Annotated in this window: 11 protein-coding genes; 5 read left to right on the top strand and 6 right to left on the bottom strand. The window is 71.0% G+C overall.

The window, feature by feature from the left end; all coding sequences use genetic code 11:
• Positions 1-7: 7 nt before the first annotated feature.
• The 3 genes from FBZ33_RS08575 to FBZ33_RS08565 form a co-directional block, all read right to left on the bottom strand.
• Complete coding sequence (locus FBZ33_RS08575; RefSeq protein ID WP_141908626.1) at positions 8-949, bottom strand: SDR family NAD(P)-dependent oxidoreductase; 942 nt, start codon at positions 947-949, stop codon at positions 8-10.
• A gap of 182 nt (positions 950-1,131) precedes the next feature.
• Positions 1,132-1,893 carry a TetR/AcrR family transcriptional regulator gene (locus FBZ33_RS08570; protein ID WP_141908625.1) on the bottom strand — a complete coding sequence of 254 codons (762 nt, stop codon included), beginning with the start codon at positions 1,891-1,893 and terminating at the stop codon, positions 1,132-1,134.
• Positions 1,894-1,966: 73 nt separating this feature from the next.
• Positions 1,967-2,344 (bottom strand): hypothetical protein, encoded by a 378-nt coding sequence (locus FBZ33_RS08565; RefSeq protein WP_141908624.1) that lies wholly within the window; start codon positions 2,342-2,344, stop codon positions 1,967-1,969.
• A 276-nt stretch (positions 2,345-2,620) separates the two neighbouring features.
• On the opposite strand from FBZ33_RS08565, the gene FBZ33_RS08560 reads away from it, so the two are divergent.
• The 4 genes from FBZ33_RS08560 (at position 2,621) to FBZ33_RS08545 (ending at position 6,505) form a co-directional block, all read left to right on the top strand.
• A complete protein-coding gene (locus FBZ33_RS08560) occupies positions 2,621-3,913 on the top strand; it encodes a sensor histidine kinase (protein WP_141908623.1) in 1,293 nt (430 codons plus the stop codon).
• Entirely contained in the window at positions 3,901-4,566 is a 666-nt protein-coding gene (locus tag FBZ33_RS08555) for a response regulator transcription factor (RefSeq protein WP_088947172.1), read from the top strand. Before FBZ33_RS08560 ends, FBZ33_RS08555 begins: the two co-directional genes overlap by 13 nt.
• Positions 4,567-4,668: 102 nt before the next feature.
• Positions 4,669-5,730, top strand: a complete 1,062-nt coding sequence (locus FBZ33_RS08550; protein ID WP_141908622.1) for a Gfo/Idh/MocA family oxidoreductase — start codon at positions 4,669-4,671, stop codon at positions 5,728-5,730.
• A gap of 226 nt (positions 5,731-5,956) precedes the next feature.
• Complete coding sequence (locus FBZ33_RS08545) at positions 5,957-6,505, top strand: DUF1062 domain-containing protein (protein ID WP_141908621.1); 549 nt, start codon at positions 5,957-5,959, stop codon at positions 6,503-6,505.
• 317 nt (positions 6,506-6,822) lie between these two features.
• On the opposite strand, the gene FBZ33_RS32660 is transcribed toward FBZ33_RS08545, so the two are convergent.
• The 3 genes from FBZ33_RS32660 to FBZ33_RS08535 all read right to left on the bottom strand — a co-directional run bounded on the left by FBZ33_RS32660 (position 6,823) and on the right by FBZ33_RS08535 (position 9,042).
• A complete protein-coding gene (locus tag FBZ33_RS32660; protein ID WP_185755252.1) occupies positions 6,823-6,984 on the bottom strand; it encodes a hypothetical protein in 162 nt (53 codons plus the stop codon).
• 453 nt (positions 6,985-7,437) lie between these two features.
• Positions 7,438-7,659 carry a hypothetical protein gene (locus tag FBZ33_RS08540; protein ID WP_030335934.1) on the bottom strand — a complete coding sequence of 74 codons (222 nt, stop codon included), beginning with the start codon at positions 7,657-7,659 and terminating at the stop codon, positions 7,438-7,440.
• A 279-nt stretch (positions 7,660-7,938) separates the two neighbouring features.
• Positions 7,939-9,042, bottom strand: a complete 1,104-nt coding sequence (locus FBZ33_RS08535; protein WP_088947169.1) for a PIN domain-containing protein — start codon at positions 9,040-9,042, stop codon at positions 7,939-7,941.
• Positions 9,043-9,261: 219 nt separating this feature from the next.
• Here FBZ33_RS08535 and FBZ33_RS08530 point away from each other — a divergent pair, with 219 nt between their 5' ends.
• Positions 9,262-11,298: a glycosyl hydrolase family 28-related protein gene (locus FBZ33_RS08530; RefSeq protein ID WP_141908620.1), complete on the top strand. Its 2,037-nt coding sequence runs from the start codon at positions 9,262-9,264 to the stop codon at positions 11,296-11,298.
• Positions 11,299-11,320 lie beyond the last annotated feature (22 nt).

Genomic DNA, 11,320 nt, shown 5'->3' with positions numbered 1-11,320 from the left:
GTCGTACTCAGCGGCCGGTGGTGCCGACGCGATGAGAGATCAGGTCCGACGCGACATTCCAGAGCCGTTCGGCGTTACCCGGGTCGACGGCGTACGCCGCCACACCGGTGTAGTCCGCAGGGCGCTCGGTGACGACCGCCGCCTCGGCGCAGTCCTCGAAGTAGCGACCGCCCACGCCGTCCAGCAACGGGGACGCGGCGAGCAGCACCGAGGTGGCGGCACCCTGCTGCGGGGTCTTCTGCCGTTCCTTGGGCGTACGCAGCCCGCCGGTGTGCTTCTGCAACCCGGTGGCGATCGCGCCCGGGTTGAGCGCGTTGGCGTGGATGCCCTCGCCGGACCAGCGGCGGGTCGCCTCGACCGCGAGCAACGCCTCGGCGCTCTTGGACTGCCCGTACGCGAGCAGCGGGTCGTAGGGCCGGAACGCGAAGTGCAGGTCGTCGAAGATCACCGGGGAGAAGAGGTTCCCGCTGGAGCTGACCGACACCACCCGGGCGCCACCGGCCGCGGCGAGGGCGTCGTGCAGGCCCACGGTCAGGGCGAAGTGCCCAATGAAGTTGGTGGCGAACTGCATCTCCCAGCCCTCGGCGGTGCGCTCCAACTCGGGCAGCGCCATGATCCCCGCGTTGTTGACCAGGATGTGCAGGGGCTGGTCCCAGCCGGCGACGAACCGGCGTACCGAGTCCTGGTCGGCCAGGTCCAGCTCGCGGGCGCTGACCCGGTCCGCACCGATGCTGGCGGCGATGTCGGCGGCGGCCTGCTCGCCGGCGGCGACCCGGCGTACCCCGAGCACCACCTCGGCGCCGGCGGCGGCGAGCGAACGGGCCGTCTCGACGCCGATGCCGGCGGCGCCTCCGGTGATGACGGCCCGCTTGCCGGTCAGGTCGACACCGGCGAGGACCTCGTCGGCGGTCGAGGCGAAACCGAAGGGAGTGTTGATCCGAGTTGTCATTGCTGTCCCGTCTCTCGATCACGCTTACCCCGACACTGTCACCCAGGCGGCCGGTGCCAGCCGGATCCCTGCTTTTCCTGGGACTGGCAGGACCAGGATGGGCACCGGTGACGGCTCCTACGATGAGCGGGTGAGCACAGCCGGCCCGCTGGGCGAATACCTGCGTGCCCGGCCCGAGCTGATCAGGCCGCCCGCTCGGTGACCACCACCGAGATCCCGTCGAGGACGCGTTGCAGACCGAACTCGAAGGCGTACTCCGGGCCGTACGCGGCACCGTGCTGCTGACCGGCCGCGGTGCCGACGCGGGAGGCGATCGGATAGCTGCCGGCCGTCATGAACGTCTCCAGCCAGGGCGCGTGCGACTGCCACCACTGGCCGTCGGTCATGCCGGACTGGCGCTCCAGGTCGACCACCTCGGAGGCGGCCCGCGCCGCGCTCTTCACGTGGCCGAGGACGAGCGTGAGCACCGCGTCCATCTCGACGTCGCTGAGACCGATGTCGACGACCGCGCCGAGCTCGTAGTCGTACTTGGCCAGCAGGTGCGGGCCGAGCACCGGTCGGGTCGTCTCGGCCCGCAGCATCCAGGGATGCCGCTGGTAGAGCGCCAGGTTGTCGCGGGCGATCCGCTCCAGCCGGGCCCGCCAGTCACCCTCGACAGCGGGTCGCGGCATCTCGCCGTACGCGGTGTCGACCATGACGTCCACGAGTTCGGCCTTGCCCGGCACGTACGTGTAGACCGACATGGTGCCGACGCCCAGCGCCTCGCCGACGCGTCGCATGGTCAACGCGTCGAGACCCTCCGCGTCGGCGATGTCGATCGCGGCCCGGACGATCCGGTCGACGCTGAGGCCGGGCCCGGCGCTGCGGCTGGTCGGCTCCCGGGTGCGCCAGAGGATGGCCAGGCTGCGGGCCGGGTCCGCGGTCGCCTTGCGCTCACTCGCCATGGTGCCGCCATCCTAACAACGCGGGCGTACGACGTACGCCGCGCGGCTGGCCGCACCCCGGCCCTGCCGGCGGTCACTCGGCCGCCGGGGGCACCGACCGCAACCAGCGGTAACCCGCGCCGAGCGTGGCCGCGAAGGCGATCACCACGGCGTACGACCAGGCGTCCCCGCCCGCGCTCAGATCACCGAAGCGGTTAGCCAGGAAGCCGACGAAGGTCGCCATGCCCAGCCCGGTCACCGCGACGACCGCGCGAAGATCGGCCACCACCGCCGCGTACGCCCCGGCGAAAACAGACATGACCAGCGTCCGAGCGGGCAGCTCGGCCGGGGAGAACAGCGCCCCGGCGAGCAGCGCGGCGCCGATCAGCACCGTCCAACCGATCGCCACGCTCACCCCGGTCGGGGTCGACCCGCCGACCATGGCGGTCTTCTGCTCCTGATCGACAACCACAGCACGCCTCCGGCGAGGGCGGAGACCCGTACTTCGGGCCCGCCGAAGGCAATGGCACCGCGACGGGGCGGCGCCGGCCAGGGCTTTCACGCTTCCGCTACGCCGATCGGCGCGATCGTGACGCCGCTTTGACGCGCAACGGCCAGCGCGACCGGGTGAGCTGGCCTCGCGGTCCTCGGACAGCGCCGCACGGCCGTTCGGGGTAGTGCTGCGCATACCTCGGAAGTGGATCTGGACGGCTGGGGCGCGCAGCCGTCCCCGATTAGCGTCTCTGGCATGACCCCGGAAAGCCCTTCTCACCTGGCCAAGGCGCTGCATTGCCGCGACTGGCTGGTCTCCGCCTGGCCATGGCGGGCGCTGGCCTACCTGGTCAGCACACTGCCGATCGCGGGCGTGCTCGCCGTCGGGCTGCTCGTCATCGGCGCGCCCCTCTTCGCCGCCCTCAACGCGCTGCTGCTGCACGGCCGGCCGCCAAGCATCCCCCTCATGCTGTTCCTGGCGGTCGGCAGTCTCACCCTGCTGGCGCTGGCGCCGCTCATGAGCTTCCCGGTGGCCGTCATCGAGCGGTGGCGGCTGGGGCTTGTCGACGGCCGCCCACTGCCCACGTCACCGTGGCCCGGCCTGGCCGCCCGTTACCGCAGCGCCGCCGGGTGGCGGGAGGCGGCGTACCTGTTCTGGCTCGGCGGGGTCGCCCCGGTCGCGTACTGGGTGTTCCTGGTGGTGGTGCTGCTCGACCTCGGGATGATCACCAGCCCCTGGCTGGCCGGCGACTCCAACCAGCCCGTCGTGATCTGGCAGCCGATCGACACCACCGGCGAAGCCATCCCGTACGCGATCGTGGGCGTGCTGCTGATCCCGGTGCTGTGGTACGCCGTCGGTCTGCTGGCCGCCGCCCAGGCCGCCGTGGCCCGGTGGGCGCTGGCCCCGCCGGTCGACGCCGCGGCGCTGCGCGAGGTCGCCCGGTCCCGCACCCGGCTGGTCGGCGCGTACGAGGCCGAACGCCGCCGGATCGAACGGGACCTGCACGACGGCGCACAGCCGCGCCTGACCAGCCTCACCCTCCAGCTCGGCCTGGCCCGACTGGACGTACCCGAGGACTCCCCCGCCGCCCGGCCGCTCGCCGTGGCGCACGAGCAGGCCCGGGGCCTGATGGTGATGCTGCGCCAGTTGGTGCACGGCATCCGGCCGCAGAGCCTCACCAATCTCGGCCTGGCCGGCGCCGTACGCGAGTTGGCCGACGCGGCCACCGTCGCGGTCACCGTCCGCGCCGACCTCGACGACGAGCTACCGGAGATCGTCCAGACCACCGCGTACTTCGTGGTGTCCGAGGCTATCGGCAACGTGGTCCGGCATGCCGGCGCGACCAGCGCGGACGTCCGTCTCACCCGGGCCGGTGGCGACCTCGTGGTCGAGGTGTCCGACAACGGCCGGGGCGGTGCCGACCCGACCCGGGGTACGGGCCTCACCGGTCTCGCAGACCGGGTCGCTGCAGTGGACGGACGGCTGTTGCTGTCCAGCCCGCCCGGCGGGCCTACCCTGGTCCGGGTGGAGCTGCCGTGCCGTCGCTGACCCGGGTGGTGCTCGCCGAGGACGAGGTGCTGCTGCGGGAGGGCCTGGTCGCGCTGCTGACCCGCTTCGACTTCACGGTCTGCGCCGCGGTCGGCTCCGCGCCGGACCTGCTCGACGCCGCCCGCGAGCATGAACCGGACCTGGTGCTGACCGACATCCGGATGCCGCCCGGCCGCCGTGACGACGGGCTGCGCGCAGCCGTCGCGTTGCGTGCCGAGCGACCCCACCTGCCGGTCGTGGTGCTCAGCCAGTACGTGCAGACCGGGTACGCGGCGGCGCTGCTGGACAGCGGAGACGGCCAACGGGTGGGGTACCTGCTCAAAGACCGGGTGGCCGAGGTCACCGAGTTCGTCGACACGCTGCGCCGGGTCACGGCCGGTGGCACCGCCATCGACCCGGATGTGGTCCGGCAACTGCTGCACCGCCCCCGCGATCCGCTCGCCGCGCTGTCCGCCCGGGAGCGCGAGGTGCTGGCGCTGCTGGCCGAGGGCCGGTCGAACGCCTCGATCGCCCTCCGGCTGCACGTCACCGAGGCGGCGGTCGGCAAGCACGTCGGCAACATCCTGTTGAAGCTCGACCTGCCACCGAGCGACGACACCAACCGTCGGGTGCTGGCGGTGCTCACCTACCTGCGGGCCGACCCGGCGAGCTGACCAGCGTCGGGCCGAGATCGGGTCGGGCCGCTCGGGGCGATAGGTTTTCCTCAGCGGTACCGCCGCCACGTCGGGCGCGGACCAGGGAGATGGGGGCACGGCATGGCGGAGGCGCTGCGGGTTGGCCTGCTGGGGTACGGGCTGGCGGGCCGGGTGTTCCACGCACCGCTGATCGCCGCGACGCCCGGGCTGCGGCTCGACGCCATCGTGACCCGCGACCCGCAGCGGCGCGAGCAGGCCCGGCAGCACTTCCCGGACGCCCGCCTGGTCGACGACGCCGACGAGTTCTGGCGTACGCCGGACGCTCTGGACCTGGTCGTGGTGGCCACGCCGAACCGGCTGCACGTGCCGATGGCACGGGCGGCGCTCGCAGCCGGCCTGCCGGTCGTCGTCGACAAGCCGTTGGCCGCGACTGCTGCCGAGGGTCGCACGTTGGTCGACGAGGCGACCGAGCGTGGGGTGCCGCTGACGGTGTTCCAGAACCGGCGTTGGGACGGCGACTTCCTGACCGCCCGCCGCCTCGTTGAGCAGGGCGAGTTGGGGCGGGTGCTGCGCTTCGAGTCCCGGTTCGAGCGGTTCCGTCCGACGATCAAGCCGGGCTGGCGGGAGCTTGCCAGTCCCGAGGAGGCCGGCGGCGCACTCTTCGACCTCGGCGCCCACCTCGTCGATCAGGCGGTGCAGCTCTTCGGCCGGGTCGACCGCGTCTACGCGGAGGTGGACCGTCGCCGCGGGGGCGCAGCTGTCGACGACGATGCCTTCGTGGCGCTGACCCACGCCAACGGGGTCCACTCGCACCTGTGGATGGGCGCGGTCACCGCTCAACTCGGCCCCCGCCTGCGCGTGCTGGGCGACCGGGCCGGCTACACGACGTACGGGCTGGACGTGCAGGAAGCGGCGCTGCACGACGGCGGCCGGCCGGACCAGCCGGGCTGGGGCGAGGTCCCGCCGGAGCGGTACGGCAAGCTCGGTGTCGACGGTGACCTGCGACCGGTGCCGACGGAACCCGGTGCGTACCAGAGCTTCTACGCGCAGGTGGCGACGGCGCTGCGCGACGGCGCGCCGATGCCGGTGGACCCACGGGACTCGGTCGCCACGGTCGAGCTGATCGAGCTGGCCCACCGGTCCGCGGTCGAAGGCGCGGTGCTGCCGGTCCCCACCGTCTGAGCTTGTCGTAACCGGCACCTGTCCGGTCGGACGGTCCTGAAGCGCTCGAAAACCAGTGGATCTGCGCCGCTGGGCGCCGTTACCGTGCGCGGAACCAGGTCGTCTAGGCAAGGACGTGCCGTTGTACACCCTGTGAGACATCCCAAGCGCTGATCTGTCGCGCGTCGCGCCGTGTGCGCCGCGCTCCTTTTTGCTGCGGACCTCTCACTGAAACCGGTGTACCTCTGTGCTCAGAAACTGGGCCGTCGTGCCCACCTGCCTGCCACTCATCGACCGCCGTTGCCGCTCGTGCGCGTCCGAACGCCTCCGGCCAAGCGGAAAATTCCGAGTCAACGCCAACCACAAACTCATCGACGTCTGGCTCCTCGCGCTCTGCACCGCCTGCGGGGAGACAGCAAAGCTCACCGTCCTGGAGCGAATGACCGTTCGCACCATCCCACCGGAGTTGCTGGAGCGGCTGCACAACAACGACCCTGGGCTGACAGCCGAACTGCTCCAGGATCCGGACGTGCAGCACGCCAACCGCATCGCCCTCGACTGGACTGGCGCCTGGCGCCTCGACACCGGCGGATCGGATCACCCGGACGGCGAGACGATCGACGTCTCGGTCCGCTTCGCGGCGCGGATCCCGGTCCGACCAGTACGACTGATCGCTGAAGGTTGCGGTCTTACCCGAGGCGAGGTCGAAAGACTGATCGTCCAGGGGAAGCTCGTTTCGGCGGTCCGGTTGAACGGCAAGCTCTCCGGCGACTTCACGTTCACCCTCAAGCACTGACCGCTTTTCCCTACGACCACGGGCCTGTCCGGCATCTTCCGCCGGGCAGGCCCGTGGGCGTTCCACCCGCGCACCGCCGACGGCACGTCACCCGATTTGCCCGCCTTGGGTTGCCCGGCAAGTGGTCGATCGACTCGGTTTTCATGAAGTCGCGGTGTCAGACCGCCTGCGATACCCCGATTTTCAAGGAAGCCGAGTCGATCATTGCCTGCGAGCCGGTGGCCTGACGGGCGGACGGCCCGACCGGCGGACGGCCCGACGGGCGGTGCCGGGTCGGTCGGGAGCGCACGTGTCGGGTTCACGGACGGTCGTCCGGCTCAGGTGCCCGGGTCCTGCTCGGAGGGGGCGTCGTCCGGCACCCGGGCGTCGTCGTCGGTCAGTGCGTCGTCCGACGGCTTGGCATCGTCGCCGAGCCGACGCTCGGCCTCCCGGACCTCCTTGTCGAGCCTGGGGTTCTCCTCGTCGGGACCGTGCGACATGGCGACCTCCATCGGGCGCGACCGGGAACCTCCGACACCCTCGACCGGGCGCCTCCGAGCACCCGCTATCGGGGACCTCCGAGTACCCGGCCTGACGGCGGGGACACCGGTACACAGACGCCACTGCGCATCAAACCGATCGAGAAGACCCACCGTCCTCGGCGACCGCGGCCCTCAGGAAATAGGCGGCTGCCTCGATCGGGACGGTCGCAACGTGACTGTGTGCCGGCACCTGCGGCAAACGTCGCGCAGGTCATGTCGCAGAAGCGGTGAAGACGTCGTTGGCGGCCGACCGCAGCGGAGTTGGCTGGATCCCGAGCACCGGACCACTGCGTGCCGAGCACCGGACCACTGCAGGCCGAACGCCGGGCCGCTGGGTACCGAGCACCGGGCCGGCCGGCGAGCGCGCCGGGCTGGAGCCCAGGAGCGTTGCCGGCCCGGCCCGGAGCCGGATCAGCGCTGCTTTAGCTCGCGCCAGGAAGGGTGGGTGCCGCGCCACGCGTCGGCGAGGATGGCCGCCGAGGCCCGGCTTGGGCACTGCTGCACCCGCTCACGACCCGACGCCCCACCGATCTGGGCGCGGACCTCCCAACCCTGCCCGTCAGTACGGATATACACGTCCCGGCGCCCGCGCGGGGTCGTGTCTCCGTTCCACCAATGCTCCTCGACCTTCATTCGCCGACCGTATAGCAATTTTTGCGTCGAGGGTACGGCGCAGGCTGGTGGATACCAGGGCGATAGCCATAATTCAGGCGTACTTCGACCGATCTGGTGACAGGGAGGAACCGCGAGGGCGGATCCTCCCCGCCCTGAGTGGCGGATCAGGCGGATCTGAGATATCGCTGAGTACACCGGTCAGGGCGCTTGCCGACCCTCCCTGTCCCGACGGGCCGGGTGCGGCAAACGGCCCTCGCCTGTGATGTGAACATCACAGGGAGTGATCGACGGCGGTGCTCATCCCTGGGTGGTGAGCAGGTAGTCGTCGGCTTCCGGGCTCCAGCGCAGATCGACCACTCCCCCGGTCGCGGCGGCCTTGCAGAACTGGAGGAAGCTGCGGTAGCCGAGCTTCTTCTCGCTGAAGTCGGGGCGGGCCCGGCGAAGCTGGTTCTTCAACCCGGACAGCGCCACCGGGTTGCCGCTGCTGCCCAGCTCGGCCACCACACCGCGGAGCAACCCGAAGGCCACCTCCCGGTCGCCGTGTTCGGGCAGCGAGACCTCGGGGTCACCCTTCGCGGGGCCCTCGGCCAGCTCAATCACGGTCTGCTCGGCGAGGTGCCGCAGCAGTTCCCCAAAGGTGCGGAAGCCGTAGTCGGACTCACTGAACGTCGGGTCCTTGCGCAGCAGGGTGCGCTTGAGCCGGGAGGCGGTGACGTCGCCGTTGGCGCTGCCCTGCAACCCGGCCACGGTCTGGGCGACCAGCACGGCGAGTGCGTCGACGTCCCGTCCCGGCTCTTCGCCGGCGGGTCGACGGTCCACCTCGGGCTCGCGCTCCCGTTCGAGCTCCTGCTCCGGCTCGGGCGGGCGCTGGTCCGTGCCGGCCGGCCGGCTGGAACGGCCCCGCCGGCTGCGGGTCGGCGGGATGTCCACACCCTCCAGCCGGTCGTAGTAGAGGAACTCGTCGCAGGCCGGTGGGAGCAGTGCCGACGTGGAGCCCTCGACCCCGACACCGATGACCCGCTTGTTCAGCTCGCGGAGCTTGTGCACCAGCGGGGTGAAGTCGCTGTCGCCACTGCAGATCACGAACGTCGAGATGTAGTCGCGCTCGAAGGCCAGCTCGATCGCGTCGACGGCCATCTTGATGTCCGCGGCGTTCTTACGGGACGCGCCCATCCGTTGCGGGATCTCGATCAGCTCGACGTGCGACCGGGTGAGCATCCGGCGGTCCTCGTCGAAGTACGACCAGTCGGCGTACGCACGGCGGACCACGACGCGGCCTCGTTCGGCCAGCGCGTCGGCGATGGGCCGGAAGTCGAAGTCCGCGCCGCCACGGTTGTCGCGTGCGCCCAACGCGAGGTTTTCGTAGTCGAGGAAAAGGGCGATCCGGTCTTCTTGATCCACGGGGGCCAGCCTACGCCCGGCGTGAGCTGGGCGGGGCAGGCGACGCGCGACACCTCAACTCGACGACCGTCCATTTCTTGCGGTCTGGTAGCCCGCTATTTTCATTGTTCGATAGACGTCTTGCAGTGCGATGTGTGGTGCTGCATCATGACGATCAATGTCGGGCGTCGGGGGAACGCCGGGCGGACCTCCACCACCACCCACCCAGGAGGGTCACCGATGTTTCGCAGCCTCATGCCGGCGCGGGGACGCCCCGGCCGGCCCGGCGGCACCGCTGTCGCGCTCGCGGCCGGCCTCGCCGTACTGGTCGCCGGGCCCACAGTGGCCACCGCCAGTCCATCCGCGTCCGCCGGCGCCCAGCCGGTCGTCACCCGGGCCGCTCTCGACCCGGCGTTGGTCGCCGGGCGCGGCGCGGAGGTCGACTTCGTCGAGCAGGAGGCGGAGAACGCCCGCACCACCGGCGAGGTCATCGGCCCCGACCGGTCCGCCTACACCCTGCCCGCGGAGGCCTCCGGCCGCCGGGCGGTCCGGCTCACACCCGGCGAGTACGTGGAGTTCGTCCTGCCCAGCGCGGCCAACGGGATCACCGTGCGGTACAGCATCCCGGACGCGCCGCAGGGCGGCGGTATCACCGCTCCGTTGCGGGTCGCGGTCAACGGCAAGCACGTGCGCACCATGACGCTCACGTCGCAGTACTCGTGGCTCTACAACCAGTACCCGTTCACCAACGACCCACAGGCCGGGCTGCTGCACCCGGACTGGTGGATCACCGAGTGCCAGTGCGTGCCGTCGGCCACCACGCCGGCCCCGAGCATCAGCACGCCGTTCCGGCCCGGCCAGTTCTACGACGAGCAGCGGCTCCTGCTCGGCCGCACCTACCGAGCCGGCGACAAGATCCGGCTCACCGCGCCGCCCGGCAGCGCCGCCGCCTGGACCGTCATCGACCTGCTCGACTCCGAGTTGGTCGCGCCGCCGCACGTCCGGCTGCTCGCGGCGAACGTGCTGGCCTTCGGGGCCGATCCCACCGGCCGGCGGGACTCCGCCGACGCGCTGGACCGGGCCATCGCCTTCGCCAGGCGCACCCACCTCAAGGTCTACATCCCGCCAGGCACCTACCAGGTCAACCGGCACATCACCGTCGACGACGTGACCATCGAGGGCGCCGGCAACTGGCACACCATCATCAAGGGCCGTGAGGTCGCCCTGCCGACCCCCGCACCGGACGGCTCGGTGCACACCGGCGTCGGGTTCTACGGCCGCGACGCCGCCGACGGCGGCAGCCGCAACGTCCACCTCTCCGGCTTCGCGATCGAGGGAGACGTCCGGGAACGCATCGACACCGACCAGGTCAACGCGATCGGTGGCGCGATGAGCGACTCGACCATCGACGGGCTCTACCTGCACCACACCAAGGTGGGCGTGTGGTTCGACGGGCCGATGCGCAACGTCCGGGTCACCAACAACATCATCGTCGACCAGATCGCCGACGCGCTCAACTTCCACACTGGTGTGACCGACTCCGTCGTGGCCCACAACTTCGTCCGCAACACCGGCGACGACGGCCTGGCGATGTGGTCGGAGAAGACGGCGAACGCGCGCAACACGTTCGACCACAACACCGTGCAGTCACCGACGCTGGCCAACGGCATCGCCATCTACGGCGGCACGGACACCACCGTCTCGCACAACCTCGTCGCCGACCCGGTCCGCGAGGGCAGCGCCATCCACGCGGGTTCCCGCTTCGGCGCGGAGCCGTTCACCGGGCACCTGCGGTTCACCAACAACACCACCGCCCGCGCCGGCACGTACGAGCTGAACTGGAACATCGGGCTGGGCGCGATCTGGATCTTCGCCCTGGACCGGAGCATCGACGCGGACGTCCAGGTGACCGGTGACGCATACCTCGACAGCACGTACAACGCGATCATGCTGGTCAGCGACTGGCCGGTGAAGGACCTCTACTCGATCAGCAACGTGCGGTTCCGGAACGTTCGGGTCGACGGCACCGGCACCTCGGTCCTCAGCGCCCGCACGGCGGGGTCCGCCTCGTTCACCAACGTGGACGCCCGCAACGTGGGCGCTGTCGGCGTCAACAACTGCGGTTCGTTCCACTTCACCCCGGCCGGTTCGGAGTTCACACTGACCGACCTCGGCGGCAACGACGGCGGTTGGCTCGCCCCGTGGCTGCTGCCCAACACCATCACCTGCGACGACCGGCCATCCGTGTCGCCGCCCCCGCCTCCGACGCAGTGGTGAACCCGGTGGGCGGTCCGACTCG

Source organism: Micromonospora sp. A202 (genome assembly GCF_006715105.1).
GTDB classification, from domain to species: Bacteria; Actinomycetota; Actinomycetes; order Mycobacteriales; family Micromonosporaceae; genus Micromonospora; species Micromonospora zamorensis.
Note: the sequence above shows the minus strand (reverse complement) of the source record. Positions and strands in the feature narration are given on the sequence as shown.